This window comes from Pandoraea sp. XJJ-1, assembly GCF_026802345.1.
Classification (GTDB): Bacteria; Pseudomonadota; Gammaproteobacteria; order Burkholderiales; family Burkholderiaceae; genus Pandoraea; species Pandoraea cepalis.
In genome coordinates this window covers 127618-153838 of record NZ_CP113827.1, presented here as the reverse complement: position 1 = coordinate 153838, position 26221 = coordinate 127618, and the positions used below count along the sequence as shown (strand labels likewise).

22 protein-coding genes are annotated in these 26221 nt (G+C 64.7%); 5 read left to right on the top strand and 17 right to left on the bottom strand.

The features are described 5' to 3' along the window. Positions 1 to 12: 12 nt before the first annotated feature. The 8 genes from OYT13_RS00595 to urtA all read right to left on the bottom strand — a co-directional run bounded on the left by OYT13_RS00595 (position 13) and on the right by urtA (position 7768). Positions 13 to 1041: an aliphatic amidase gene (locus OYT13_RS00595; protein ID WP_268567129.1), complete on the bottom strand. Its 1029-nt coding sequence runs from the start codon at positions 1039 to 1041 to the stop codon at positions 13 to 15. Positions 1042 to 1120: 79 nt separating this feature from the next. Then, positions 1121 to 1474, bottom strand: a complete 354-nt coding sequence (locus OYT13_RS00590) for an FmdB family zinc ribbon protein (RefSeq protein ID WP_017235685.1) — start codon at positions 1472 to 1474, stop codon at positions 1121 to 1123. Positions 1475 to 1526: 52 nt separating this feature from the next. Continuing rightward, positions 1527 to 2765: a formamidase gene (fmdA, locus tag OYT13_RS00585; RefSeq protein ID WP_268567128.1), complete on the bottom strand. Its 1239-nt coding sequence runs from the start codon at positions 2763 to 2765 to the stop codon at positions 1527 to 1529. 68 nt (positions 2766 to 2833) lie between these two features. Beyond that, the gene (urtE, locus tag OYT13_RS00580) at positions 2834 to 3523 is read right to left on the bottom strand and encodes an urea ABC transporter ATP-binding subunit UrtE (RefSeq protein WP_017235683.1); all 690 of its coding nucleotides are present in this window, start codon (positions 3521 to 3523) and stop codon (positions 2834 to 2836) included. A gap of 14 nt (positions 3524 to 3537) precedes the next feature. Continuing rightward, positions 3538 to 4281: an urea ABC transporter ATP-binding protein UrtD gene (urtD, locus tag OYT13_RS00575; RefSeq protein ID WP_261939422.1), complete on the bottom strand. Its 744-nt coding sequence runs from the start codon at positions 4279 to 4281 to the stop codon at positions 3538 to 3540. Then, the gene (gene urtC, locus OYT13_RS00570; protein WP_017235682.1) at positions 4278 to 5462 is read right to left on the bottom strand and encodes an urea ABC transporter permease subunit UrtC; all 1185 of its coding nucleotides are present in this window, start codon (positions 5460 to 5462) and stop codon (positions 4278 to 4280) included. Before urtC ends, urtD begins: the two co-directional genes overlap by 4 nt. A gap of 58 nt (positions 5463 to 5520) precedes the next feature. Beyond that, positions 5521 to 6438: an urea ABC transporter permease subunit UrtB gene (gene urtB, locus OYT13_RS00565; RefSeq protein ID WP_261939423.1), complete on the bottom strand. Its 918-nt coding sequence runs from the start codon at positions 6436 to 6438 to the stop codon at positions 5521 to 5523. Positions 6439 to 6493: 55 nt separating this feature from the next. Beyond that, on the bottom strand, positions 6494 to 7768 hold the full coding sequence (gene urtA, locus OYT13_RS00560) for an urea ABC transporter substrate-binding protein (RefSeq protein ID WP_017235680.1): 1275 nt from the start codon (positions 7766 to 7768) through the stop codon (positions 6494 to 6496). Positions 7769 to 7974: 206 nt separating this feature from the next. Between urtA and OYT13_RS00555 the strand changes: the two genes are divergently transcribed. Together OYT13_RS00555 and OYT13_RS00550 are read left to right on the top strand one after the other, a co-directional pair. Next, the gene (locus tag OYT13_RS00555) at positions 7975 to 11400 is read left to right on the top strand and encodes a hybrid sensor histidine kinase/response regulator (protein ID WP_442796502.1); all 3426 of its coding nucleotides are present in this window, start codon (positions 7975 to 7977) and stop codon (positions 11398 to 11400) included. Next, the gene (locus tag OYT13_RS00550; protein WP_198288742.1) at positions 11363 to 12349 is read left to right on the top strand and encodes a response regulator transcription factor; all 987 of its coding nucleotides are present in this window, start codon (positions 11363 to 11365) and stop codon (positions 12347 to 12349) included. Before OYT13_RS00555 ends, OYT13_RS00550 begins: the two co-directional genes overlap by 38 nt. Before the next feature lie 64 nt (positions 12350 to 12413). Here the strand turns inward: OYT13_RS00550 and OYT13_RS00545 are convergent, their stop codons facing one another. Next, positions 12414 to 13724: an MFS transporter gene (locus OYT13_RS00545; protein WP_017235677.1), complete on the bottom strand. Its 1311-nt coding sequence runs from the start codon at positions 13722 to 13724 to the stop codon at positions 12414 to 12416. Further along, the gene (locus OYT13_RS00540; RefSeq protein ID WP_150561990.1) at positions 13721 to 14911 is read right to left on the bottom strand and encodes a M20 aminoacylase family protein; all 1191 of its coding nucleotides are present in this window, start codon (positions 14909 to 14911) and stop codon (positions 13721 to 13723) included. The genes OYT13_RS00545 and OYT13_RS00540 overlap by 4 nt, the downstream gene beginning before the upstream one ends. A gap of 267 nt (positions 14912 to 15178) precedes the next feature. Between OYT13_RS00540 and OYT13_RS00535 the strand changes: the two genes are divergently transcribed. From OYT13_RS00535 to OYT13_RS00525, 3 genes are all read left to right on the top strand, one after another. Then, on the top strand, positions 15179 to 16099 hold the full coding sequence (locus tag OYT13_RS00535) for a LysR family transcriptional regulator (protein WP_017235675.1): 921 nt from the start codon (positions 15179 to 15181) through the stop codon (positions 16097 to 16099). 85 nt (positions 16100 to 16184) lie between these two features. Then, complete coding sequence (locus tag OYT13_RS00530) at positions 16185 to 17612, top strand: TAXI family TRAP transporter solute-binding subunit (RefSeq protein ID WP_268567126.1); 1428 nt, start codon at positions 16185 to 16187, stop codon at positions 17610 to 17612. 133 nt (positions 17613 to 17745) lie between these two features. Next, a complete protein-coding gene (locus OYT13_RS00525; protein ID WP_268567125.1) occupies positions 17746 to 18396 on the top strand; it encodes a GNAT family N-acetyltransferase in 651 nt (216 codons plus the stop codon). On the opposite strand, the gene OYT13_RS00520 is transcribed toward OYT13_RS00525, so the two are convergent. From OYT13_RS00520 to OYT13_RS00490, 7 genes are all read right to left on the bottom strand, one after another. Further along, positions 18363 to 19100, bottom strand: coding sequence for a glutathione S-transferase (locus tag OYT13_RS00520; RefSeq protein WP_017235672.1), 738 nt, complete (start codon positions 19098 to 19100; stop codon positions 18363 to 18365). The genes OYT13_RS00525 and OYT13_RS00520 overlap by 34 nt on opposite strands. 18 nt (positions 19101 to 19118) lie before the next feature. Beyond that, positions 19119 to 20084 carry a diguanylate cyclase gene (locus tag OYT13_RS00515; RefSeq protein WP_268567932.1) on the bottom strand — a complete coding sequence of 322 codons (966 nt, stop codon included), beginning with the start codon at positions 20082 to 20084 and terminating at the stop codon, positions 19119 to 19121. A gap of 91 nt (positions 20085 to 20175) precedes the next feature. Then, on the bottom strand, positions 20176 to 21186 hold the full coding sequence (gene cheB, locus OYT13_RS00510) for a chemotaxis-specific protein-glutamate methyltransferase CheB (protein WP_261939426.1): 1011 nt from the start codon (positions 21184 to 21186) through the stop codon (positions 20176 to 20178). Continuing rightward, a complete protein-coding gene (locus OYT13_RS00505) occupies positions 21183 to 23606 on the bottom strand; it encodes a hybrid sensor histidine kinase/response regulator (RefSeq protein ID WP_268567124.1) in 2424 nt (807 codons plus the stop codon). The genes cheB and OYT13_RS00505 overlap by 4 nt, the downstream gene beginning before the upstream one ends. Then, positions 23603 to 24256, bottom strand: coding sequence for a chemotaxis protein CheW (locus OYT13_RS00500; protein ID WP_261939428.1), 654 nt, complete (start codon positions 24254 to 24256; stop codon positions 23603 to 23605). Before OYT13_RS00500 ends, OYT13_RS00505 begins: the two co-directional genes overlap by 4 nt. After that, positions 24253 to 25731 carry a CheR family methyltransferase gene (locus OYT13_RS00495; protein WP_268567123.1) on the bottom strand — a complete coding sequence of 493 codons (1479 nt, stop codon included), beginning with the start codon at positions 25729 to 25731 and terminating at the stop codon, positions 24253 to 24255. Before OYT13_RS00495 ends, OYT13_RS00500 begins: the two co-directional genes overlap by 4 nt. Next, positions 25728 to 26216 carry a chemotaxis protein CheW gene (locus OYT13_RS00490; protein WP_017233682.1) on the bottom strand — a complete coding sequence of 163 codons (489 nt, stop codon included), beginning with the start codon at positions 26214 to 26216 and terminating at the stop codon, positions 25728 to 25730. Before OYT13_RS00490 ends, OYT13_RS00495 begins: the two co-directional genes overlap by 4 nt. Positions 26217 to 26221: the final 5 nt, after the last annotated feature.

The window sequence follows — 26221 nt, the reverse complement described above, 5'->3', positions numbered from 1 at the left end:
GCCCGCCACCGCTCAACCTCCCCCACAAGGAATCCCGTCAATCGGGCACTCTTCAGTTCCGGGTGTCGAGCGGGTGATAGCCTCGACTTTGCGCTGCGTGCCTTTCGGGTCGGTGACCCAATCGCGGTAGAACCCGAACGGGCAATCGGCGACGCCGTTCGCGCTTTCGCCGGAATGGATCGTCCCGGTGTATCCGCGGTGAAGCAGCTTATACAGATGGTTTTGCGACTGCATGTTCTTGCGTGCGTCGCGAATCGCGCTCACGGACAGTTCCGCGTATTGCACGCCCATCTCTTCCTCGCCGCATTCACCGAGTGTGCGGCCGTCGAAGCCGACGATCGCCGAGTGGCCGAAGTACGAATACACACCGTCCCAGCCCGTCGCGTTCGCGACAGCCACATACGTGTTGTTCATCCACGCCATCGCCTTCGCCACAAGCACCTGCTGATCCTTGGCCGGATACATATATCCCTGACAACGCACCACCAGCTCCGCGCCGTTCATCGTGCAATCCCGCCAGATCTCCGGATAGTTGCCGTCATCGCAGATGATCAGACTGATCTTCAGCCCCTTCGGTCCCTCCGTCACGTAAGTGCGGTCGCCGGGGTACCAGCCCTCGATCGGTGTCCACGGCATGATCTTGCGATACTTCTGCACGATCTCCCCGCGATTGTCGATCAGCACCAGCGTGTTGTAAGGCACCTTGTTCGGATGATCCTCGTGCCGCTCACCCGTGAGCGAAAACACCCCCCACACATTCGCCTTGCGACATGCCGCCGAGAAAATATCCGTCTCTTCGCCCGGCACCGTCGCTGCGGTGTCGAACATCTCCTGCCGGTCGTACATGATCCCGTGCGTCGAGTACTCGGGAAAGATCACGAGATCCATACCGGGCAACCCCTGCTTCATGCCGACGACCATGTCGGCGATCTTGCGCGCGTTCTCCAATACCTCCGCCTTCGTATGCAAACGCGGCATCTTGTAGTTGACGACCGCAACGCCCACCCCGTCGCGGCTACTCGAAATATCTCCATGTCGCATGAGTCGTTACTCCTTCAAAACTCGCAGTTCCGACGCACGGCCCAAAGGCCCCGGGCCGTAACAAACCCTTCCAAGAGAATCAATGGCTGATCATCCATGGCCGTCCTGCCGGCCGCTTCAGCCCGCCCGTTGCCGTGGACGTCTGCCCACTCGCCCCCGCCAGCGCCACCTTGCCGCCGGCGCAGCAACTGCACCCTGATCGATGACGCGACGACGGCCCGTCGCCCGAATGACGCGGGGCATGTGCCGCCCGCTCGTTCGTGGCGTGCGCCGCACGACTCGCACCTCCCATCAACGCAAGCGATGGCGCCGTCATCACGCGCGTGCCCTCGCCCCCACAATCCGGGCAATGGCACGGCGTGTCGCGATCCGCCATGCGCCGCATGACAGCGAACGGTCCGCACGTCGCACATTCGAAGTCATAAATCGGCATCTCCGCCTCCTGTTGTCCTATGTCGTGAGTGATGCTCGTGACGCACGCCGCGTCAGCCCTTCACCAGATCCGGCGAACACGGCATGTCGACACTGCCCGTCACGTGACGAATCGGTCCGTCGGCATTCGGACGGATGTCGAAGTCGAAGATCTGCGTGGGCAACCACAGCGTCGCACATGCATTCGGAATGTCGACCACGCCACTGATATGCCCCTGCACCGGCGCACAACCGAGCAACGAGTACGCCTGCGCTCCCGAGTAACCGAACTTCTTCAGATACTCGATGGCGTTCAGGCACGCCTGACGATAGGCGACCGTGACATCCAGATAGTGCTGCTCACCCTGCTCGTCGACGGAAATACCCTCGAAGATCAGATAGTCGTTGTACGCCGGCGTAATGGGACTCGGCTGGAACACCGGATTGCGAATGCCGTACTTTTCCATGCCGCCTTTGATCACGTTGACACGCATGTGCACCCACCCCGCCATCTCGATGGCGCCGCAAAACGTGATCTCGCCGTCCCCCTGGCTGAAGTGAAGGTCGCCCACAGACAGCCCTGCGCCATCGACATACACCGGGAAGAAGACCTTCGACCCGCGCGAGAGATCCTTGATGTCGCAGTTCCCACCATGCTCGCGCGGCGGCACCGTGCGCGCGCCTTCGGCGGCCGCCTTGTTGCGCGCGTCGCCCGTCAGCTTGCCCATGTGCGCCGTCGCGGCGAACGGCGGGTTGGCAAGCGGCGGCACGCGGTCCGGCGCCGTCGCGATCAGGCCGACTTCGCGCTCGTTCCATGTCTGAAGCAATGTCGGATCCGGCAGGCAGCCGATCAGTCCCGGGTGAATCAGTCCGGCGAAATTCACGCCCGGAATATGCCGCGAACTCGTGTAAAGCCCGTGGAAATCCCAGATCGACTTCTGCGCATGCGGAAAATGATCGGTCAGAAAGCCACCGCCGTTCGTCTTCGAGAAGAAGCCGTTGAAGCCCCACTGACTGTCCTGCTTCGCACCGATGTCGAGCAGATCGACGACCAGCAAATCGCCGGGCTGCGCACCATGCACGCCCACCGGCCCCGAAAGAAAATGCACGATCGACAGGTCGATATCGCGAACATCGTCGGCGCTGTCATTATTCTTGATGAAGCCACCGGTCCAGTCGTACGTCTCAAGAATGAAGTCGTCGCCGGGATTCACCCAGCACGCCATCGGAATGTCCGGATGCCAACGGTTGTGCACCTGCTCGTTTTCGTACGCGGATTGGTTCAGGTCGACCTTGATGAGAGTTTCGGCCATTGCATTCGCTCCTGGTTTCAAATGCCGGCGCCAGACACCGGCGATCAATGACGCCACGCGGCGTCGGATTACACGGAGAGGTATTCGCGTATGCGCCCGGCATCACCGGCGTCGCGCGTGCTCTGATGAACGAAGCGCCCGCCCTCGATAACGAACAATCGGTCCGCCACGTCCATCGCGAAACTCAGCACCTGCTCGGAAACGACGACGGCGATGTTGCGCGTCGCTCGAATGTGATTGAGCGCCCGGGCAATGTCCTTGATGACGGACGGCTGAATCCCCTCGGTCGGCTCGTCGAGCAGCAGTACCTTGGGATTGGTCGCGAGCGCGCGCGCAATGGCGAGCTGTTGCTGCTGTCCGCCGGAGAGATTGCCGCCCTTGCGGCGGCGCATGTCGAACAGCACGGGAAACAACGCGTAGAGATCGTCGGGAACGGACTGGCTCGCCGCATTCTCGAGCCCGGTCTGGATGTTCTCTTCGACGGTGAGCGATGCAAAGATCTGACGACCCTGCGGAACGTAACCGATTCCCTTGGACACGCGCCGGAAGCTCTCGTCCCTCGATACGTCGACACCGTCCACACGAACGGTGCCGCGATTCGCGGGCAACATACCGATCAACGACTTGAACAACGTTGTTTTTCCCATCCCGTTGCGGCCCATCACCGCAACGCTTTCGCCGCTGGCGACGGAGAAGCCGATGCCGTGCAGCACCTCGCTCTGGCCATAGCTGACGACAAGATCATCGACTTCCAACATGATGTGTCCCCCGATCAGTGTCCGAGATAAACTTCGATCACACGCGGGTCGGATTGCACCTTGGCCATCGGGCCCTCGGCGAGAATCGTTCCCTGGTGCATCACGGTGACCTTGTGCGCGATCCGCTCAACGAAAGCCATGTCGTGCTCGATGACGATCATCGAGCGGTTGCGACAGATTCGATCGAGCAGATCAGCCGTCAGTTCGCGCTCGCGCACGCTCATGCCGGCAATCGGCTCATCCAGCATCAAAAGTTCGGGATCCTGCATAAGAAGCATACCAATTTCCAACCACTGCTTCTGTCCGTGCGAGAGCAAGCCGGCTTCGAGGTCGAGCGAGGCCGACAGACCGATCTCGTCGGCAACCGATCGGACACGATCCGCAACCTCGCTATCCGTGCGGTAGAAAAGCGCGCCGAACACGCCGCGCCCACGCGGGAACGACACTTCGAGGTTTTGCGCGACGCTCAGGTTTTCGTAGATCGACGGCGTCTGAAACTTGCGGCCTATGCCCCTGTGCACGCGTCTGAACTCGGCCAGTCGCGTGATTTCCTCGTTGCGAAACTTGATGCTGCCCGCCGTCTCCTTCGTCTTGCCGCAGATAAGATCGAGCAGCGTCGTCTTGCCGGCGCCGTTGGGACCGATCACGACGCGCAACTCACCCCGCTCCAGATACAGATTCAGCGAATCGATGGCCTTGAACCCGTCGAACGAAACGCTGAGGTCTTCTATCGCCAGAAGAAAGTCGGTGTTGCTCATACTTTTCGCTCCTTGTCTGTCGCGCTCCCGGCGCCGAGAAAACGGCGAATTCGCGGGCGCACATGCGCCTCGAAAAGCCCCGCCAGACCGTTCGGGAAGGCCATCACCACGCCGATGAACATGGCCGCCATCAGATACAGCCAGAGATTGGGGAAACTCTCGGAGAACCAGCTTTTGCCCAGATTGACGAGAATCGCGCCGTACACCGCGCCGACAAGCGACATACGTCCGCCGACCGCCGCATAGATCACCATCTCGATGGACGGCACGATGCCCACGAACGACGGCGACATGAAACCGACTTGAAGCGTGAACATCGCGCCGCCGATCGCAGCAAGCAACGCGGCGAAGCAGAATGAGAACACCTTGAACATCGAGACGTCATAGCCCGAGAACCGCACGCGGTCTTCCTTGTCTCGCATGGCCAGCAGCAGCGTACCGAGCTTGCCGCGCTGCACCCACCGGCACACCAGCAACGCGACGATCAGCAGCGCCGCGTTGACGAAGTAAAGAACGAGCTTCGCGTGGTCGGTGCGAATGTCCCAGCCGAGCAGCGTGCGCAGATCGGTGATGCCGTTCACCCCGCCGGTATATCCCTGTTGGCCGATGATAAGCACCGACAGAATCAGCGCCACGGCCTGCGTGATGATCGCGAAATACACACCGCCGACCCGCCGTTTGAACATTGCGTAACCGATCACGAAGGCAAGCGCCGTCGGCACGACAAGCACCGCGACAATCGAGAACGGCAGAGAGTGAAACGGCTTCCACATATCGGGCAGCGCGGTAAGCTGATTCCAGTCCATGAAGTCCGGAATGCCCGGGGTGGTCTGTGTACTCGTGGCCGCGGCGCTCGACGATTCGAGCTTGAGAAACATGGCCATCGCATAACCGCCAAGCCCGAAGAAGACGCCCTGCCCGAGGCTTAGCACGCCGCCGTAACCCCATGCGATCACCAGTCCGATGGCGACGAATGCGTACGTCAGGTACTTGCCCATGAGGTTCAGGCGAAACGCGTCGAGCGCGAGCGGAAACACGACGACGATGAGCACGGCCAGAATCACGATGCCCGCGTAGCCTGAAGCGTCGAAGCGCGCCAGCGTTGCGCGCCAGCCGACGCTCGGGACGGGAGCCTCGGAGCGGAGGGAGACGCCGCCCGCCGAGGTTTGGATGGGTTCCATGTACATCTCTCCATACAGAGGAATCGGTCGACGACCGGGACACCGGCGCACCGGCGGATCACGCGCGCCGGACTTTCGAGGCGAACAGGCCCTGCGGGCGCAGCATCAGAATGACCACCACGGTGAGGAGCGTCGCCACGCGGGCAATCGAACCGGAAAGGAAAAACTCGCTGATCGACTGCATCTGTGCAATGCCGAAGGCCGAGGCCACCGTACCGAGCAGGCTCGCCGCGCCGCCGAACGTCACCACCAGGAACGAATCGACGATATAGAGCGAGCCGCTGGTCGGCCCTGTCGACCCGATGGCCGTGAACGCCGCACCGGCGACGCCGGCGATGCCGCAGCCGATTGCGAATGTCATCCGGTCGGTGCGGCGGGTATTGATGCCCGCCGCATTCGCCATCGGCCGGTTGGCGACGGTCGCACGCACACGCAGCCCCCAGCGCGAGCGGTACAGCGCCAACAACAGGCCGCCCGTCATGACGAGCGCAAGCGCCATCACGAACATGCCGCTCACCGGAATGTCGAGACCCGGCGTCGGCTCCCACGACCCCATGAGCCAGTCGGGCAGCACCGGACTGACTTCTTTCGGTCCGAACGTTGAACGGAACACTTGCTGCATACCCAGACTCAGGCCCCAGGTGGCGAGCAACGTGTCGAGCGGACGCCGGTACAGATGTCGGATCAGCGCCCATTCCGCCAGCCATCCCGCCCCAAAGGCGAGCACGAAGGCGGCGACGATGGCGAAGAAGAAATACACCGGCGCGAATATCGGCCAGACGTTCTGGGTGACCCACGAGAACATGTAGACGGTATAGGCGCCGATCGTCATGAATTCGCCGTGCGCCATGTTGATGACGCCCATCTGCCCGAAAATCACGGCCAGTCCGAGCCCCATGAGCAGCAGAACACTGAACAGGCTCAGTCCCGCAAAGCCTTGCATCAGCGTGATATTGAGAATGTCGTTGGCGGACATCTGACGCTCCTCGCGCAACGACCGTCCGGTCGTCGCGCCTGTGCGAGTTGAGGGATTACATGTAGCCCTTCGGGAACGGATCCGGGTGGATCGGCTCCGGCGAACTCGCCACGACCTTGAACTGTCCGTCCGCCTGCCCTTCGCCGATCAGCGATCGGCTCCACAGGTGATGGTTCGGGTCGACCTTCGCGTAGCCCTGGGGTGCGTTGGGCAGTTCAATGCCCGCTGAGGCAGCGACGACCTTGTTCACGTCGAAGCTGCCCGCGCGCTCACACGCGGTCTTCCAGATCCAGGGGCCGAGGTAGGCCGCCTGTGTCACGTCGCCGATCACCGATTTCGCACCGTAGCGCGCCTTGAATGCGGCGACGAACTTTTTGTTGTTGTCGTTATCCAGCGATTGGAAGTACTTCATCGACGAGTAGAAGCCCGCGAAGTTTTCGCCCCCAATGCCCAGCACTTCGTCTTCCGTGACGGAAAGGGTCAGCAGGAATTGCTTCTGGGGTGTGATGCCCGCTGCCCTGAGTTGCTTGTAGAACGCCACGTTCGAGCCGCCCACCACCGTCGCGAAAATGCAGTCAGGACGCGCGAGCTTGATCTTGTTCATCAGCGAATTGAACTCGGTCGTGCCGAGCGGGTAATACTCTTCGCCGACCACCTTCGCGTGCAGATGCTGCTCGATATGACGGCGCGCGATCTTGTTCGACGTGCGCGGCCAGATGTAGTCGGAACCGATCAGGAAGAACGACTTGGCCTTCTTCGTGTTCGACGCCCAGTCGAGCGCCCAGAGAATCTGCTGCGTGGCTTCCTGACCGGTGTAGAAGACGTTCTTCGACTGCTCCAGACCTTCATAGAACGTCGGGTAGTACAGCAAGCCGTTGTCCTTCTCGAACACCGGCAGCACCGCCTTGCGCGAGGCCGACGTCCAGCAACCGAAAACGGCCGCGACGTGGTCGCTCTCGAGCAGCTTCTTGGATTTCTCGGCAAAAGTCGGCCAGTCGGACGCACCGTCTTCCTGAATGATGTTGATCTTACGTCCGAGTACGCCGCCCATCGCATTGATCTGCTCGATGGCAAGACGCTCTGCCTGAATCGAGCCCGTCTCGGAAATGGCCATCGTGCCGGTTGCCGAGTGCAACTGGCCGACCGTGACCGTGGTGTCGGTCACGGCGAGACCGGTGGTGTTCACCTTGGCCGTAGGCGGCACCTGTGCGAACGACGTTCGCGGCAGGCCCAGCGCCATGAGCGGGGCCGCGGCAAGGCCGCCGAGCAGCCGCCTGCGCAGCGGCGAAGCCATGCGCTCGTCATCTTCGAATCGATCGTCTGCGGACATCACGTTCTCCTGATCATAGGCCCTGTGCAAGAAGCGCGGCGGGCGGGTTTCACGGGTTTGAACGCAATGTAGGGAGCCAATTTGACGATCGGAATACGTCGATTGACGTATTCCCCAGGTGGGGCGGTGGAATGTAATTTGCTTTGGGCTTTACATCCAACGCTTTTTGCACCAATCCGGATCGCCTTCACGTCTTCATGGCCAAGATGCACCAAAGTTCAGTCAGCGCGCCCAGCACTCAGCGCATCGTGAAGGTGCGGCGGGATTACAACGCCTGGGTCGGCGACGAAACGCTGGAAGACTATGCGCTGCGCTTCACCCCGCGCTCGTTTCGCCGCTGGTCGGAATTACGCGTCGCGACCACGGCAATCGGCGGCGTATCGTTTCTGGTGCTGGAGGCCATCGGCGGTAGCCTTGTCATCAATTACGGCTTCACCAACGCGCTCTGGGCCATTGCCGCCGTTTCGATCCTGATTTTCCTGACGAGCCTGCCGATCAGCTATTACGCGGCGCGCTACGGCGTCGACATGGATCTGCTCACGCGCGGCGCCGGCTTCGGTTACATAGGCTCGACGGTGACGTCGTTTCTTTACGCCATCTTCACATTCCTGTTCTTCGCACTCGAAGCGGCCATCATGGCGCTGGCGTTACAGCTCTATTTCCACATCTCGCTGGCGCTCGCGTATGTCGTGAGTTCGCTCGTCGTGATCCCGCTGGTGATGTTCGGCATCACGCTCATCAACCGGCTGCAAAGCTGGACACAGCCGCTGTGGATCGTGCTGTTCGTGTTGCCCTACGCCGCAGTGCTGTGGCACCAGCCCGGGATGCTGCGCGAGTGGACCACGTTCGCGGGATTCGCCCCGCAAGGCCGGGCGTTCAGTCTCATTGCGTTCGGACAGGCGTCGACAGTCGTGTTCGCGCTGATCGTGCAGATCGGCGAACAGGTGGACTATCTGCGCTTCCTGCCGCCGCTGACGACGCGCAACCGCAAGCGCTGGTGGCTCGCGCTACTGTGCGCCGGCCCGGGCTGGATCGTACCCGGTGCGCTGAAGATGCTCGGCGGCGCCTTCCTCGCATTTGTGGCGATCCAGAACGAAGTGGGGGTCGCGCAAGCCGCGCAGCCCACGCAGATGTATCTCGTCGCCTATCACATCCTCCTCGATCCGGCAGGGCTGGCCGGTTGGGCGCTGCCGGCCATGACGCTTTTCGTCATCGTCTCGCAGCTCAAGATCAATGTGACGAACGCGTATGCGGGATCGCTGGCCTGGTCGAACTTCTTTGCACGTCTCACGCACAGTCATCCGGGGCGCGTGGTGTGGCTCGTCTTCAACGTGATGATCGCGCTGCTGCTCGTGGAGATCGGTGTCTTCGAGGTGATCGGCAAAGTGCTCTCCCTGTATGCGAATGTTGCCGTGGCCTGGATAGGCGCGCTGTGCGCCGATCTCGTCATCAACAAACCATTGGGATACAGCCCGCGTCACATCGAGTTCAAACGCGCGCATCTCTATGATGTGAATCCCGTCGGGCTGGGCGCGATGTTGCTGGGCGTCGTGGCGGCCCTCACGGCTCGGGCAGGCGCCTTCGGCGAGCTTGGCGAGGCGATGTCGATGTTTCTCGCCTTCGGCGTGGCGTTCGTCTGCGCGCCGATCATTGCCATCGCGACACGCGGAAAGTACTACCTCGCGCGCAAGCCGCAATCGACCGGCGACGCCAGATCGCTGCGCTGCGCGATCTGCGAGCACGCGTTCGAGCCGGAGGACACGGCCCACTGTCCGGCCTATGGCGGCACGATCTGCTCGCTTTGCTGCTCGCTGGACTCCCGTTGCCATGATCGCTGCAAGCCGCACGCGCGCTTCTCCGCGCAGGCCGATCGCGCATTGCACTGCGTATTTCCGCGCCTGCGGCTGGGGCCCGCGGCGTTGCGGCTCATTCGCTATGCGAGCCTCGTGCTGGCCATCCTTGCCGTGTTGGCTGGCGTTCTGCTACTGATCTGGTCGCAGAGTGTGGCGTCGATCAGCGCGGCGGAAGTCGGGGTCATAGGAAGCAGCTTCCTCAAGATCTTCTTCTCGCTCGCCCTCGTGGGCTGCATCGCGGCATGGTGGTTCGTGCTGGAGCGCGAGAGCCGCCGCGTCACGGAAGAGGAATCGCAACGGCAAAACGAATTGCTGATGCAGGAAATCGAAGCGCACCAGAAGACCGACGAGGCGCTCAAGCGCGCGAGCGCGGCCGCCGAGTCGGCGAATCGGGCCAAGAGCCGTTACGTATCGGGCCTCAGTCACGAACTACGGACGCCGCTCAACAGCATCCTCGGCTATGCGCAGCTTCTGATGCAGGCGAAGGAAGAACTGTCCCCCACGCGCTACAACGCGGTTCGCACCATCCATCGCAGCGGCGAGCATCTGCTCGCGCTGGTCGACGGACTACTGGACGTCGCGCGCATCGAAGCCGGCAAGCTGCAATTGAACATCACGAAAGTGTCGCTGACCGATTTCGTGTCTCACCTGTCGTCGATGATGAGTCCGTTGGCGATGGAGAAAGCGCTCGCCTTCGATGTCCAGGTCGTCGGTCGAATCCCGGGGACGGTGAAGTGCGATCAGAAGTACCTCGGGCAAATTCTCACCAACCTGATCGGCAACGCAATTCGCTTCACGTCTGCAGGGACGGTGACGCTGCGCGTGAGTCACGCGCTGGACACGCTGAAGTTCGAGGTGATCGATACCGGACCCGGCATCGCGCCGGAGGAAATGGCGCGTCTCTTCCTGCCGTTCGAGCGTGGCGACGCCGCCCATGCGGACGATCACGGTGCGGGCCTCGGGCTGACGATCTGCCGATTGCTCACGCATGCGCTCGGCGGCAGTCTGGACGCGCACAGCGAGATCGGGCGCGGCACGCACTTCGTGGTGAAACTCTTCGCACCGGCAGTGAGAAGCGCACCTGATGTCTACACCGAGTTGGCGGGTATTCGCGGGTACGCCGGGTCGCGCCGTACGATTCTCGTGGTGGACGACCTGGCCGATCAGCGCGGGATCGTCGTCCAACTGCTCACGCCGCTGGGCTTCGACGTGACCGAAGTCGCCAGCGGTCCCGACGCGTTGCGATGGCTCGGCACTCACACCGCCGACGCGATCATCATGGACATCTCAATGCCGTTGATGGACGGCTACGAAACCAGCCGCCTGATTCGTGAGAATCAGCTCTCGGCGGCGCCCGTCGTATTGCTCTCGGCCAACGCTTTCGCCGACGATCGCGAGCGTGCCGGCGCGTCCGGCTGCGCAGGCTATCTGGCCAAGCCGTTGCAGGTGAATCTGTTGCTCGACAAGCTCGCACAACTGCTTGCGCTGGAATGGATTGCATCGGAACCGACGACGACGCCCAGCCCGGCGCGGGCGGAGACATCGGCGGCGACGTCCGACGCCATTCAGCTCGCGCTGCCCGAGGGGGTGCTTCAGCGTATCCGCGAGCATCTCGACGTCGGCTATGTGCAGGGGGTCGTCGAGCAACTCGACGAGGCGCGGCGCGTCCACCCGGCACTGTCCGCCCAGATCGAAACGCTACGCGCACTTGCCGAACGCTTTCAGCTAAGGGAACTTGAAAATGAGCTTGTCCACCTGCCCCGCGCCACCGGTGCATGATGCGCCCACGGAGGCGAGCGCCCCGCCGGAGTGGCTGGGAAACCGTCCCATCGTGCTGATCGTGGACGACACGCCCGACAATCTCGCCTTTCTCTCCGATACCCTGCAAGCGAACGGTTACGCGGTGCTCGTCGCGTTAAGCGGCGAGGCGGCATTGAAGTGTCTGGCGCGGGTCACGCCGGACGTCGTGCTGCTCGACGCGATAATGCCCGCGATGGACGGCTTCGAGACCTGCACGCGGATCAAACAGGACCCACGTTACGAGCATCTTCCGGTCATCTTCATGACGTCGCTGACGGAAAGCGAGCATGTCGTGCGGGGCTTTCGCGTCGGGGGCATCGATTACGTGACGAAACCCGTGCGCCCGGAGGAAGTGTGCGCGCGCATTGGCGCGCATGTGGTGCGCTCGCGCGCGCAATCCTATGCACAGGCAGCGCTCTCGCTCGGCGCGCGCGCGGCGCTTATCGTCTCGGAAGACGGCGCGATCTGCTGGCAGAGTCCTCAGGCGGCGCGGCAGATCGCGGCGTACGGCGCAACGCACGAGGACGTCGCCAAACCGCGTTTGCCCGCGCCGTTGCTGCACTGGTTCGTGGCCTGGCTTGCGCAAGGCGCGCAGGCGAATGTCGTCCATGAATGCGTGCTCGAGAACGTTCGCCGTTCCGCCACGGCCGCCCCGGCCCCGAAGACCGGCGAGTGGATCGTCACGCTCACGGAAGCCGACGACACCGCTTACTGCTCGGCGCTTGCCCTGCACTTCGGCCTGACCGCACGTGAAGCCGAAGTGCTCCTGTGGGTGTCCCGCGGCAAAGCCAATCGCGACATCGGGGACATCCTCGGCATGGCGCCCCGCACCGTCAACAAGCACCTCGAACACCTGTTCCGAAAGCTCCACGTGGAAACCCGCGCGACCGCCGCCGCGCTGGTCATGAAAGTCCTCGATCGGCGGTGAAGTCGGCGCCATGCGGCGAAACGGATTGGCACTGCGTTCGCGCTGGGCTACCGACCTCAGACGCTTACTCGTCGAGCACCTTGTTGCCGGTCTCTTCAAACATCGACACGGCGATGAGCGAGATGATCACGCAGACGATCATGTACCAGGCCGGCGCCATCTTGTTGCCCGTCGCACGAATCAACCAGCCGGCCACGAGCTGCGCCGTACCGCCGAACACCGACACCGCGATGGCATACGCGCTCGACATGTAGCCCGCGCGCAGATGTTTCGGGAAGTTCTCCGGCATCAGCGCGTAAGCGGGGGCCGACCCCATTGTGTAGCAGAGCATGAGGACAATCAGCGCCGCCAGGACGACCGGCAGCGAGGGGAAATGCGTCATGATCCAGAATGCCGGATACAGCAGCACGACGAGCGCCACGCGGCCGATGATCGTGAGCGGCTTGCGTCGCCCCATCTTGTCCGACAACGCGCCATAGATCGGGCACATCACCAGCGAGATCGTGCTGGCCGCCACGCCGGTCAACATCGACATTTTCGGCGGCAGGCCCAGGTACTGAATGCAGTACGTCGGCATGTAATACATCATCACGTACGTCGACACCGACATCCCCATGATCGAGAAGATCGTGAGGAACCAGTTGCGCACGTACACGCCGCGCTTGGGGTCGTCGCGACCGGCGATCGTCTTCGCCTTCGGCGGTTCTTCCTGAATGTGACGACGCAGGTAGATCCCGACCGGAGCAATCAGCGTACCGAGCAGGAACGGAATCCGCCAGCCCCAGCTGTGCATGATGTCGTCCGAGAGCAGGAAGCCCAGGCTCGCGGCCAGGCCCGAGCCGAGCAGCGCGGCCGCGCCCTGGCTCGCCAACTGCCAGCTCGCGCGAAAGCCGCGGCGCTTCGCACCGCCCATTTCCAGCAAGGTGGCGGTCGCCGCACCGAATTCACCGCCTTGCGCGAAACCTTGCAGCAGGCGCGCCGCGACGATCAGCAACGGCGCGGCCAGACCGATCTGCGCATACGTGGGCGCGAGGCCGATGGCCGCCGAACCGAGTGCCATCAAGCCGATGGTCAACGTGAGCGCCGGCTTGCGGCCGGCACGGTCCGCGTAGCGGCCCAGCACGAAACCGCCGAGCGGGCGCATCACAAAGCCCACCGCGAACACGGCGAACGCCAGCAGCGACGACGTGACAGGATCGTGGGCCGGGAAGAACTGCTTGCCGATGGTCAGCGCGAAATAACTGTAGACCGTGAAGTCGAAGAACTCCAGCAGGTTGCCGATGACGGCGGCAAACACGATCTTGCGTTGTTGCGCAGCGGTCATCGGCGACGGCTGTGCGCCGTCAAGCGTCAATGTGGAAGTGGCGATGCTCATGCGCGCTCCTTGGCAAGAAAGCGTTCGACCAGACGGGTCCAGAAGGCCGCGCCGATGGTCAGGTTGTCGTCGTTGAAATCGTACTTGGCGTTGTGCAGCATCGGCTTGCCCTCGCCGTTCCCCAGGCGAATGAAGCAGCCCGGCACCTTCTGCAGGTAGTACGCGAAGTCTTCGCTGCCCGCGATCGGCGGGAACGGCGAGATGACGTGCTCGGCGCCCACCAGCTCTTCGGCCACGCCGCAGGCGAACGCTGTCTCCGCCTCGGTATTCACGAGCACCGGGTAGCCACGGATATAGTCGATGTCGGCGCTCGCGCCATAGCCCTCGGTATGCGAGGTCACCAGCGCGCGAATGCGCGCCTCCAGCGTGGCACGCACGTCCGCCGAAAACGAGCGCACGCTCAGCTCCAGCACGGCCTCCTCGGGAATCACGTTCGGCGCAAAGCCGGCATGGAACGTGCCGACCGTCACGACGGCGGCTTCGGTCGGGTCGACGTTGCGCGCGACCACGGTTTGCAGCGCCATCACCAGGCTGCTGCCGATCATCACCGGATCGATCGCCAGATGCGGTCGCGCCGCATGACCGCCACGGCCGTGGATACGAATCTTGACGGTGTCGCACGCGGCCATCAGCGGGCCGGCGCGGAAGCCGAACGTGCCCGTGGGTACGCCCGGGTGATTGTGCAGACCGAAGATCGCCTCGCACGGGAAGCGTTCGAACAAGCCGTCGGCGATCATCTGTTCGGCACCGCTGTTCGAACCGGCTTCTTCCGCCGGCTGGAAAATCAGATGAACAGTGCCGTCGAAATTGCGTGTCTTCGCAAGTTGCTGCGCGGCACCGAGCAGCACGGTCGTGTGACCGTCGTGGCCGCAGGCGTGCATCTTGCCGTCGTGCACGCTGGCATAGGCGAGGCCGGTCTGTTCGTGAATCGGCAGCGCGTCCATGTCGGCGCGCACGCCGACGGTGCGACCGCTCGTGCCCGCAGTGAGCGAGGCCACCACGCCGTGACCGCCGACATGACGCGTGACCTGATACCCCCAGCCTTCGAGCTTTTGCGCCACGTAGCGCGACGTGTCGACTTCCTCGTAGGACAGTTCGGGGTGTTGATGGATGTGGTGACGCATTTCGGCCAGCGGCGCGCGCGCCTCCAGCAAATCGCTCACTTCGCAGTAGCGAGTCTCGCTCATCGGGGGCTCCTCTCTCTTGTTGAATAACGCGGAGTATTGCACCGACGAAAATTCCCACCCATGACGCAAACCACGTCAAAATGTTGCTTTCAAGTCAACAATCGGTCGCCCTGGCAAAGTAGCGAGATGGCGACGCCATCGACAAAAAATTGTTTTTATTCAATGGTTTGACGAGATTATCCTGGGGCCGTCGACGCGAACTTGACCGCCCCCGGCCGGCGTCGGGTCAGACCGACGCATTCCCACGAACACAACACTGAGAAGCGAATGACCTACGAGGCGTGGATCGACGACATCGGCGAGCGTGCGCTCAAGTATCTTGCCGAAATTGCCGCGACGGGCGGCGTGCGCATGGCCGCCGAGTCGCTCGGCGTGAATCCGTCCGTGGTCAGCCGGCAGATCGCGGCGCTCGAGCGGCGTCTGCGCTTTCCGCTGATCGAACGGCGCGGACGCAATGTGAGCGTCACCGAGATCGGTCAGGTGCTCATCGACTACTACCGCGACGGCCAACGGCGTCAGCGTGACCTGTCGGCGCGGCTGGAGGAATACCGGCATCTGAAGCGAGGGCGCGTGGCGATCGGTGTCGGGGAAGGGTTCATCGGACGCCTGATCGCACAGGCGTTGCAGCGCTTTTCGATGAGCTACCCGGACATCCTCGTCGAAATACGCTCCGGCCCGACGCCCGCCGTGCTCTCGCTCGTGCGCGACGACGTCGTGGATATCGGACTATGCGCGCGCTCCGCCGACGATCCGGCCATGCGCATTCATCCGTTCGCCGCAAAGGCCCTGTGCGCCGTGGTCGCCCCCACCCATCGTTTCGCAACCATGGCGAGTGTGCCGCCCTCGGAATTGGCGCACGAACGGCTCATCTTCATGACCGAGGCCCACGGCGTGCAGCAATTCGTGCACTCGGTGCTCGACACCGCGCGCCTGAACGTGACGCCCGCCTACCGCGTCGATCTGTTCAACACCGCGCAGACGCTAGCGGCGGCGGGCCTTGGCGTGGCCTTCATGTCGGCGATCACCGCGCGACGCGGCATCGAGCTTGGCGAGCTGGTCGCCGTGCCCATCGATCATCCGATCGCGACCGGCTTCTCCAGCCAGATGATGACGCGCGTGGGCCGGCGTCTGTCGCCCGCCGCCGATCACCTCTGGAAGCAACTTGCGCAGAGCCTCGCGCATCGTTGACGAAGACACCCGGCCCGATCAGTCAGCATAGATGGCGTATGATCGGCCGGGTGTTGGATATGCGGGTCAAGCCTGCCTGCTTTCGATGACGACCGATTCGAACTCACCCGCCCACCGGCGAATCCGCGCCCGCTTCGTCGCCATTTCCTGGCGCGACCTCGCCGTATCCTTCGGCCCCGTCATCCTCCTGTCGATGGCGGCCATCTGGCTCGCCGTATGGCTCGTACGACCGGCGCCGCCGCGCACCGTGACAATCAGCGCCGGCCCTGAAGGCAGCTCCTTCTGGAACGCCGCACAACGCTACAAGACGATCCTCGCGCGCGACGGCATCACACTCGTCGTGCTCACGTCCGAAGGCTCGCGCCAGAACGTGGAGCGGCTCGCCGACGCATCGCAAAACGTCGACCTGGGGCTGGTGCAGGGGGGCGTGTCGCAAGGCCTCGACGTCGATGGCCTGGTCTCGCTCGGCAGCGTGTTCTATGCGCCGATTTCCGTGTTCTATCGTGGGGCGCGCGTCACGAAGCTGTCTGACCTGACAGGCAAGCGCATCGCCATCGGTCGCGAAGGCAGTGGCGCACGCGCGCTGTCGCTCGCGCTGCTCAAGGCGAACGGCATCGAGCCGGGCGGTGCGACCCGGCTCACGGCATACGACGGACAGGATGCCGCGCAGGCCTTGATCGACGGGCGCGTCGACGCCGCCATGCTCACCGGCGACACCGCCACCGGCCCGACATTGGGCAAGCTGATCCGCACGCCCGGTGTGCGGCTGATGGACTTCGCGCAGGCCGATGCCTACACGCGTCGTTTCACGTATCTGAATCAACTCACATTGCCGCGCGGCGTTTTCGACCTCGGTCGCAACCTGCCGGCACAACCGGTACACGTCATCAGCCCGACGGTCGAACTCGTCGCGCGCGACAGCCTGCATCCGGCACTCTCCGACCTGTTGATCGAAGCCGCGCGAGAGGTGCACGGCAAGGCCAACCTGCTGCAACGCGCCGGGGAATTCCCATCGGCTCAGGTCCACGAATTCCCGATTTCCGACGACGCCGCTCGCTACTACAAGTCCGGCAAGGGGTTTCTGTACCGGCATTTGCCGTTCTGGGTCGCAAGTCTCGCCGATCGCATCGTCGTGTTGCTCGTGCCGATCCTCGTCGTGCTGATTCCGGCATTCCGGCTGGTGCCGTCGCTGTATAGCTGGCGCGTGAAATCGCGGTTGTACCGCTGGTACGGCGCGCTCATCGCGCTCGAACGCGAAGCGCTGGCCGACGACGCCCACACCGAATACCGAAGCCTGCGCCATCGACTCGACGCCATCGAGGCCGCCGTCAATCGGCTGAAGATCCCGCTCGCGTACGCCGACCAGTTCTATGTGCTGCGTGAACACATCGGCTTCGTGCGGCATCGGCTCGATGTCATGAACGCGGCGCCGGGGGCAGACGGCAACGACGCCCCCTGGCACCCCGGCGATGCGCCACCGGCCGACAGTGACGACCGCCTGCGCGGCACTTGAGCATGGCAAAGCAATGCTTATGCGTCGCATAACCAACAGAAGCTTTTCTTATGGATTGACGAAGCGCACACTGCTCAAAGTCACGGGCCGGAACACCGGTCCGTTGTGAAATCCAACGCACGGGTCTGTTCGTATGTCGTCGTCCTCCGCTCACGCCTCCGTCTCCACCGCGCCGCAAGGCGCCGGCACTGAATCCGCCCGTCACGCGTGCACGGTGCGCCCCGTGCGCGATGACGACCTGCCGACGCTCACGGCCATCTACGCTCATCACGTGCGCACTGGCACGGCGTCGTTCGAGGAAGTGCCGCCCGACGAGGCCGAGATGCGCGCGCGTTGCACGAAGGGTCTCGACGCCGGACTGCCGTACCTCGTTGCAGAGCGCGACGGCAAGGTCCTCGGCTACGCGTACGCCACACACTACCGGCCGCGCTCGGCCTATCGCTTCACGCTCGAAGACTCGGTGTACATCGCGGCCGATTCGACGGGCCAGGGCGTCGGGCGCGCGCTGTTGCTCGCGCTCATCGCACGTTGCGAAGGCGGCCCGTGGCGGCAATTGGTCGCGAACGTCGGCGACAGCGGCAACGCGGCCTCGCTGGCGCTGCACAAGGCATGCGGCTTCACGCAGACGGGCGTGCTCAAATCCGTCGGGTTCAAATTCGGCCGGTGGATCGACACCGTGCTCATGCAGCGGCCGTTGAACGCCGGCGACGCGACGCTGCCGGCGTCAGTCGAACCCGGCCAGCCGCCACGTCAGAACGGCGAGGTGCGGTCCAGTGCCTTGTAGTGACGGAAGATGCCCGTGGTGTTGAACGGAATGCGGCGCGGCGACTTCAGGTAGGCCGCGACGCGCGGCACGCGCGCCACCGCGTCGTGTACCGCCTGGCAGCGCGGGAACGCCTTGGCAAATCCCGACATCGCGCGCGGAAACGCGTAGTCCAGCCCGGCAATCACCTGGAAGAGCGAGAGATCGGCGTACGACATCGTCCCTTCGGAAAGCCAGCCGCCCGCGTGTGGATTGTTCGCCAGCACGCGCTCGAAGTACGCAAAGAATTTAGGCAGGCGGTACTCGATGAGGTCTGCCGTGCGCTTGCGCGCTTCCGTGCGCTGCTGACTGTAGTACAAGCGGCTCGCGATGGGATGATGGCTGTCGTGTACCTCGACCACGAGATCGGCCAGTGTGAGCTGCAACTGGTTGACCCAACGTCGCGCACGCGGTGACTCGCCCACCAGACCGAGATGCGGACCGAGATACGCAAGAATGTTTGCCGTCTGCCCGATCAATTCGTCGCCCACGCGCAGGAAAGGCGGTGCGTAGGGCGGATCCTGGCAAACCGGGTCGTCCATCGTGCGCATCAGGCCGTCCATGCCCTGCCCGGGCGCGTCGCCCTGCACGATCTCTACGTACGGCGTGCCGGTGGCTTCGAAGGCGAGGCGGACAAATTCCCCGCGCCCTTGCAGGCCCGGCCAATAGAACAGCTCGAAGGTCATGTACCCTCCTCAGCAGGCTCAGGAAGCGCCCGGCTGCATCTCCACGCGATTCTTGCCCAGTTGCTTGGCGCGGTAGAGCGCCAGATCCGCCGATTCGATCAATGAGGTCGAGGCCATGTGGGTGCGCGGCACCAACGACGCGCCGCCGATACTGACGGTGACATGCTGACCGTTGGCCGAGCCGATGTGCGGAATCGCCATCGCATCGATCTGCGCGCGCACCTTCTCGGCGATCAGGGCCGCGCCACTCGCCGTCGTGTTCGGCAGCACGATCACGAACTCCTCGCCGCCGAAGCGCGCGGCGAGATCGGCCGGACGCGACGCCGCATCGGCAATCGTGGTGGCGACGCGGCGCAGGACGTCGTCGCCCGCGATGTGACCATACGTATCGTTATAGATCTTGAAATTGTCGACGTCGATCATGAGCAACGCCATCTCGCGTTGCTCGCGCAGCGCGCGGCGCCATTCCGCGCTGAAGTACTCGTCGAAATAGCGGCGATTTGCCAGCCCGGTCAGGCCATCGGAATGCGTAAGCCGCTGCAGTTCGAGATTCGTCTCCAGCAACTGCTGCTGGCTCTCGCGCAGCGCGCGGTACGCCTCGTCGCGCTGCAGCAAGTTCATGTACGAGCGCGAGTGATAGCGAATGCGCGCGATCAGTTCGATGGGGTCGGGCAGCTTGACCAGATAGTCGTTGGCGCCCGCCGCGAACGCTTCGCGCTTGATGGTCGACTCTTCCTTCGTCGAGAGCACGATGATCGGAATGTCGCGCGTGAGCGGACTGGCACGATACTGCCGCACCAGCGACAAACCGTCGGTTCCCGGCATCACGAGATCTTGCAGGATGACGGTCGGACGCGTGGTTTCGGCCACGCGTTGCGCATCGTCCGGACTCGAACAATAGTGGAAGTCGATGTTCGCCTCCCCCGCGAGCGCGCGGCGAATCGCTTCACCGACCATCGCCTGGTCATCAACGAGCAACACCATCGCCGATGATTCGTTCAGGCTGCTTTCGGCGCCCGCCGCTTGCGCGACCGGCTTGGGGGGGCGTGGCGTTATCGTCATGTTTTGCGTCCTGTCATACCGTTCCAAATAGCGTCACCAGTTGCGGCGCAATGCTCGCCAGCGGCAGAATCTGCGACGCCGCACCGGCCTCTGCCGCCGCTTTGGGCATGCCATACACCGCACTCGTCTCGCGATCCTGCGCAATCGTGATAAAGCCCTGCGCGCGCATGGCGCCGAGCCCGGCCGCGCCGTCGCGGCCCATGCCCGTGAGCAGCACGCCCACCGCGCGCGCGCGCCAGTTCTCGGCCACGCTTTGCAGGAAAACGTCGATGGACGGACGATACACCGCGTCCGTCGGGTCGTCGGTAAACGCGCATCGGCCACTCGCGTCCATGCGCAGATGTCGATTGCCGCCGGCGAGCAGCACCACGCCGGCGCTCGGACGCTCGCCCGCTCGCGCCAAACGCACGGTGAGCGGCGTTTGCTGATCGAGCCAGTCCGCCATGCCCGGGGCAAACGCTTCGTCCACGTGCTGTACGACGACCACGCCCGCGCCAAAGTTCACCGGCAATCGCCCCAGCAACGCGGCGAGTGCCGCGGGCCCGCCGGCGGACGCCCCGATGGCGACCAGCATGTCGGTCCTCGCAGGCGCGCGCGGTGGTGCGGCGCTCGGCTGCGGCAGACGCGCGTCGGCCTGCTGGGCCGCGATGGCCTCGATCTTCGCCAGCAGCGACGATGCCGGCCGCGCCCGATCCGTGCCGCCGAGCACCGGCGTGTCGACGGCATCCAGCGCGCCGGCGCCCATCGCGTCGAACACGAGACTCGCATGATGACCCACGTCCGACGTCACGATGAGAATCGGACAGGGCGAGCGCCGCATGATCTCACGCGTGGCCGCCACGCCGTCCATCACGGGCATGACGAGATCCATCAGCACGAGGTCCGGCGGGGTGGGCGTGCACATCGACACCGCCTGTGCCCCATCGTGCGCCACCCATGCCACGTCGAACCCCGGTCGTTGCGCAAGCGTGCGACGCAGCGCCTCGACGGCGATGCTCGAATCGTTGACGATCCCAATCCTCATGACCCCGGCTCCCCGATGAGGTCCACCACGGCGCGCAACAACGCGTCGTCGTGAAAGCTGCCTTTCGCGAGGTAATAATCGGCGCCGGCATCGAGTCCGCGCTGTCGATCCTCCTCACGATCCTTGTAAGACACGATCATGACCGGCAACGCTGCCGTACGCGCGTCGCGCTTGATGAGCGTGACCAGTTCCACGCCGTCCATGCGCGGCATGTCGACGTCGGTAATCACCATATCGAACGTCTCGCTGCGCACGGCATTCCAACCCTCCATACCGTCGACGGCGACGCGCACCTCATAGCCGCGCGCGGCCAGCAGTTTGCGTTCGAGTTCGCGCACGGTCAACGAATCGTCGACGACGAGCACGCGCTTGCTGGCACGTCCGCTCGCCTGGGCGGCGCGCACCGGCACCCGTTCGAGCGACCCCAGCTCCACCGCCTTGGCAATGGAGCGCACCAGATCGGCCGTGTCGATGATGAGCAACGGGGCGCCGTCTTCCGTGAGCGCCCCGGCGGCAATATTGGGTACCTTGCCGAGCCGGGTGTCGAGCGGTTGCACGACGAGCATGCGCTCGCCCAGGAACTTGTCGACGGCCAGCCCGTAACGCGCGTCGCCGTCGCCGAACACGACCACCGGTTGATCCCCCGCCACCGCGACCGGCGCACTGCCGCACAGGACTTGCTGCGCGCTCACGAGTCCGATCTGCTTGCCGTCGAGCGTGAAGTGCGGACGCCCCTCGAGCACAGCGATGTGCTCTTGCGGGAGCGCCAGCGTGCGCGACAGGTTCGCGAGCGGCAACGCATACGGCTCGCCCGCGATCTCCACGAGCAGGCTGCGCACCACGGAGAGCGTGAGCGGCAACTGCAGAATGACTTTCGTGCCGCGCCCCGGCGTGTGCTCGATGCGCACGGTGCCGCGCACCGTCGCCACCATCGCCCGCACCGCGTCGAGTCCAACGCCGCGTCCGGAGACATCCGTCACCGTATCGCGCAGCGTGAAGCCGGGCAGCATCAGGAATTCGAGCAGCTCGCTGTCGTCGAGCCGCTGTGCCGTGTCCGGCGCAGCCAGCCCGCGCGCGACCACCGCCCGTCGCACGCGCTCGAGATCGATGCCAGCACCGTCGTCCGCTACGCTCACAAGCAACAGCCCCGCGCTGTGCCGCGCGCTGAGCGTGATAACGCCCTCGGCCGGCTTGCCCGCCGCCGCGCGCTCGGCCGGGCGCTCCAATCCGTGGTCGACGGCATTGCGCAGCAAATGGCCGAGTGGCGCTTCAAGCTGATCGAGAATGTCGCGGTCGACCGGCGTATGCGCGCCACGAATCTCCAGCCGCGCTGGCTTGCCGAGCGAGCGGCCCAGGTCGCGCACCATGCGCGCAAATCCGCCCAGCCGGTCGTCGAGCGGACGCATCCGGCACGCGAGCGCTTCGTCGTACAGCCGCTGCGACAGTTGCGTCGAGCGACGGTCGAACTCGTCCAGCTCGTGCATCTGCTCGGCCAACAACTGCCCGCCGACGCTCAGTGCGCGTCGCAGATCGGCCAGCGCCGCGAGCAACACCTGACGGTCTTCATCGGAACGATCCACCACTTGCGCAAGCGCCGAGCTCACGCGGTCCAATGCATCGCCCGCCTCATGCTGATGACGCTTGAGCCGCTGCAACGACTGCGCGAACGGCTGCGTCCAGCGCGACGCCACCAACCCTTCGCTGGAGAGTCGCAGCAGTCGGTTCAGATTGTCCGCCGACACACGCAACGCGCGCGACGCGGGGTCGGCGACGTCATTGTCGTTGGTCGTGTCGTAGTTGTCGCGCACGTCGTAGGGCTCGGGCGGGCCGGGCGGGGCCGGCGACGCCGGCGATACGGGCGCGGCGATCGTCATGGCGTCGGGCGCGGGCGGTGTCGCCGACGTCGGCATGCCGTAACTGGCGTAATCGAATGCCGTGGGTTCGGCCGACGGCGTGGGCGTCGCGGCGCTCACGGGGGCGGCATGGGCGGGCGTCTGCACCGCTTCACTCGTCAACGTGGCGAGCTGCCCGGTGAACGACGTGACGAAGGCGTCGATTTCCGCTTTGCCCGCGCCCTGCGCCCAGTTCGGATCGCGGCCCGGCGGATGCGCCAGACGCATCAGCAGATCGACACCCTGCAGCAGGCGGTCGATGAGCGTTGCGTCGAGCAGAAGGGCGCCGCGTTGTGCCGCGACGAAGGCATCTTCGAGCACGTGGGCGAGCGCCACGCCGGCGTCGACGCCCACGATACGCGCCGCCCCCTTGAGCGAATGCGCGGCCCGCATGCAGGCTTCGAGCCGCGACGCGTCGGTCGGCACGCGCTCGAGCGCCAGCAATCCATCGCCGAGCACTTGCGCCTGCGTCTGCGTTTCCATACGGAACAGATCAAGCAGCGTGGCGTCGTGCAGGTCGTCGCTCATGCGAGGCTCCTGTCGAATGCCGCACCCACACGCAACGGATCCAGCACGCCGACAACGTGCTCGCGCCAGGGCAACACGGCGACCGCCAGGCCGTCGCTCGCACCGAACGCCGTCGAGGGCACCGCGCCAAGTGCTTCGCGGGCGGGCGTGACCGTGCCATGCACCTCGGCCACGGGAAACGCGCTCAAGTGGTGACCGTGGCGCAGCGCCAGCAGGCGCGACGCGCTCGCGCGCATCGCATTCGACGGGGCCGTCTCGGCGCGCGGGACCGATTGCACGCCGAGCAGGGCTTCCAAAGACACGCACGGAACGAGCGCGCCGCGCAGGTTGACCAATCCGAGGCAGGCGGGTTGACGGTGTCCGGGCACCGAATGCCAGCCGCACATCGGCGCCACGGATTCGATGGCCGACGCCGGTAGCGCGAGCCATTCGTCGCCCAGACGGAAGAGCAACAGCGGCGTGCCGCGCGCCGCCGCCTCTCGACCCGCCACAGCGCGCCACGGGGCCGGGTCAACCGGCACGACCGGCAGGCGATCGAGCAGTTCGGCCGCCTGGCGGTGCAACGCACCGGCGTGCGAGGGCTCTGGGGAATTCGGGTGGCGTGCGTCGGACACCGAATCGGCCTCATGCACGAAGTCGCGATTTGTCATCGATGTCGGGTCCCGTCACGCGGCACATTGTCAGGTGGTGCACTCGACGTTGTCGCCTTGCGTTGGGTGGCATCCGTGCGTTCGGCACGTTCAGCACGTTCGAGCAGACGACGCGCGCCGGCGGCGTCGCCACGCGCGTCGAGTTGTGCCGCGCAATGCACAAGCGCTTCGTAATGTCCCGGGTCGAGATACAGCGCACGACGATAATGGACGAGTGCGCCCTGAGCATCGCCCCGCGCGTCTTCGACCAAGCCGAGCAGATACTCGGCCTGCGCGTTCGCGCGATCGGTCGCAAGCACGGTGCGGCACAATGCGACGGCGCGCACAAAATCGCCCGCGTCGGCCGCCACGCGCGCCTGTTCGAGTTGCGCATCGACGGCAGCGGCATTGGACGCAGCGGCAGCAGCGGTAGCGGACGCAGCCGCAACAGCGGCGCGGGGCGCTGCGGGCGGCTTCGCCACAACGTTCGGCCTCGCCTGCAGCGGGGCAGGCGTGCCCGTGAGACCGACATGGGCCACGAACCGACCCTCGGCGCGTCGCTGCGCCGCGGCGTCGACGGCACTCACCGGCGGCATCATGTTGAACGATTCGAGCGTTCCCGCAATGCGCGACACGCCGGCGGGTGGTGGCACCACGTCGCGCACCGGCCCGGCGACGCGAAACGCGAACGCCTGCACGTGTCCGGTCGACGTCAAGCCATTGCTGGTCAATGTGCCGCCTTCCGCCGGCCCGGCGAAGAGTGTCGCGCCCATGCGCATGAGGCGTTCGAGCGCGGCGATCGCCCGGCGCTGCCCTTCGCGGTCGAAGTAGATCAGCACGTTGCGGAAGAACACGAAGTCGAACGTGCCCAGCCGATCGACCAGCGTGGCATCGAACAGATTGCCCGCGTGCCAGCGCACCTGTGTGCTCAGCGCCCCGACGACGCGATAGCCGTCGTCATCCGGCGTGAAATAGCGTTCGCGAAACGACAGCGATTCGGGCGGGCCGCGAAACGAGTTGCGACCGTAGCGCCCCTCACGCGCGAGGGCAAGTCCACGTTCACTGATATCGAGCGCGTCGACGGTGAAATCGCTGGCACCGAACCCCGCGTCGAACATCGCCATGGCCATCGAGTAGGGTTCCTCGCCCGTGGCACACGGCAGGCTCAACAGCCTCAGCGGCTGGCCTTCACGCACCGTGCCGCGTCGCGTGGCCCGTTCGTCGCGCGCCAATTGCCCCAGCACCGTGAACGCCTCGCGATGCCGGAAGAACCATGTCTCGGGCACGACGACCGCTTCGATCAACGCCTGAAGCTCCTGCGGCGATTGCTGCAGCCATTGCCAGTATTGCGAATAGGCGGGTGCGTCTTGCATCTCGGGTGGGAGCGCGGCAAGCCGCGCGCGCACGGCACGCTCGATGGCATGTGCCCCGAGCGTTTGCGCGTCGAGCCCCATGGTCTCGCGCAGCAGGCGTTCGATGTCGTGGACACGGCTCATGACGACGCCTCCGGTGTCTCGGCCAACGCGTCGCGCGCGGCGTCGAAGAGCAGCGCGCGCGCCTCGTCGGTCAGCAGTTGATCGATTCGCACCCACTGCACGAGGCCGTCGTCGGTGTCGAGCACGGGGCCGAGGTAACGGCCTTCGGGCAGATCGACACCGCTCGCCTGGAACGCCGAGGCGTCGGCGCGCAACGTGTCGGTCGCGCGCTCGACGCGCACCCCGAGACGGCGCGCATTGGGCCCGGGCGCCGGGTAATGCACGAGCACCAGACGCGTGGATCGGCGCTCGGGCGCGCTCACCCCCGTGGCCAGCCGCGTCAGGTCGATAACGGGCACCGGCTCGCCACGATAGCTGAACGCCCCGGCCACCCACGCCGGCGCGGCAGGCAGGTGCTTGAGCGCGAGCCACGGCAGCACCTCAGCCACCTGACTGGCTTCGATGACGTAGTGATCGGTCCCGATGGCGAAACGCAGGAACAACATGGCGA

Excerpts from the sequence above, each read along its gene's own strand:
- OYT13_RS00595 (WP_268567129.1), bottom strand. The coding sequence starts at position 1,041 with ATGCGACATGGAGATATTTCGAGTAGCCGCGACGGGGTGGGCGTTGCG.
- OYT13_RS00590 (WP_017235685.1), bottom strand. The coding sequence starts at position 1,474 with ATGCCGATTTATGACTTCGAATGTGCGACGTGCGGACCGTTCGCTGTC.
- fmdA (WP_268567128.1), bottom strand. The coding sequence starts at position 2,765 with ATGGCCGAAACTCTCATCAAGGTCGACCTGAACCAATCCGCGTACGAA.
- urtE (WP_017235683.1), bottom strand. The coding sequence starts at position 3,523 with ATGTTGGAAGTCGATGATCTTGTCGTCAGCTATGGCCAGAGCGAGGTG.
- urtD (WP_261939422.1), bottom strand. The coding sequence starts at position 4,281 with ATGAGCAACACCGACTTTCTTCTGGCGATAGAAGACCTCAGCGTTTCG.
- urtC (WP_017235682.1), bottom strand. The coding sequence starts at position 5,462 with ATGGAACCCATCCAAACCTCGGCGGGCGGCGTCTCCCTCCGCTCCGAG.
- urtB (WP_261939423.1), bottom strand. The coding sequence starts at position 6,438 with ATGTCCGCCAACGACATTCTCAATATCACGCTGATGCAAGGCTTTGCG.
- urtA (WP_017235680.1), bottom strand. The coding sequence starts at position 7,768 with ATGTCCGCAGACGATCGATTCGAAGATGACGAGCGCATGGCTTCGCCG.
- OYT13_RS00555 (WP_442796502.1), top strand. The coding sequence starts at position 7,975 with ATGCACCAAAGTTCAGTCAGCGCGCCCAGCACTCAGCGCATCGTGAAG.
- OYT13_RS00550 (WP_198288742.1), top strand. The coding sequence starts at position 11,363 with ATGAGCTTGTCCACCTGCCCCGCGCCACCGGTGCATGATGCGCCCACG.
- OYT13_RS00545 (WP_017235677.1), bottom strand. The coding sequence starts at position 13,724 with ATGAGCATCGCCACTTCCACATTGACGCTTGACGGCGCACAGCCGTCG.
- OYT13_RS00540 (WP_150561990.1), bottom strand. The coding sequence starts at position 14,911 with ATGAGCGAGACTCGCTACTGCGAAGTGAGCGATTTGCTGGAGGCGCGC.
- OYT13_RS00535 (WP_017235675.1), top strand. The coding sequence starts at position 15,179 with ATGACCTACGAGGCGTGGATCGACGACATCGGCGAGCGTGCGCTCAAG.
- OYT13_RS00530 (WP_268567126.1), top strand. The coding sequence starts at position 16,185 with ATGACGACCGATTCGAACTCACCCGCCCACCGGCGAATCCGCGCCCGC.
- OYT13_RS00525 (WP_268567125.1), top strand. The coding sequence starts at position 17,746 with ATGTCGTCGTCCTCCGCTCACGCCTCCGTCTCCACCGCGCCGCAAGGC.
- OYT13_RS00520 (WP_017235672.1), bottom strand. The coding sequence starts at position 19,100 with ATGACCTTCGAGCTGTTCTATTGGCCGGGCCTGCAAGGGCGCGGGGAA.
- OYT13_RS00515 (WP_268567932.1), bottom strand. The coding sequence starts at position 20,084 with ATGGTGTTGCTCGTTGATGACCAGGCGATGGTCGGTGAAGCGATTCGC.
- cheB (WP_261939426.1), bottom strand. The coding sequence starts at position 21,186 with ATGAGGATTGGGATCGTCAACGATTCGAGCATCGCCGTCGAGGCGCTG.
- OYT13_RS00505 (WP_268567124.1), bottom strand. The coding sequence starts at position 23,606 with ATGAGCGACGACCTGCACGACGCCACGCTGCTTGATCTGTTCCGTATG.
- OYT13_RS00500 (WP_261939428.1), bottom strand. The coding sequence starts at position 24,256 with ATGACAAATCGCGACTTCGTGCATGAGGCCGATTCGGTGTCCGACGCA.
- OYT13_RS00495 (WP_268567123.1), bottom strand. The coding sequence starts at position 25,731 with ATGAGCCGTGTCCACGACATCGAACGCCTGCTGCGCGAGACCATGGGG.
- OYT13_RS00490 (WP_017233682.1), bottom strand. The coding sequence starts at position 26,216 with ATGTTGTTCCTGCGTTTCGCCATCGGGACCGATCACTACGTCATCGAA.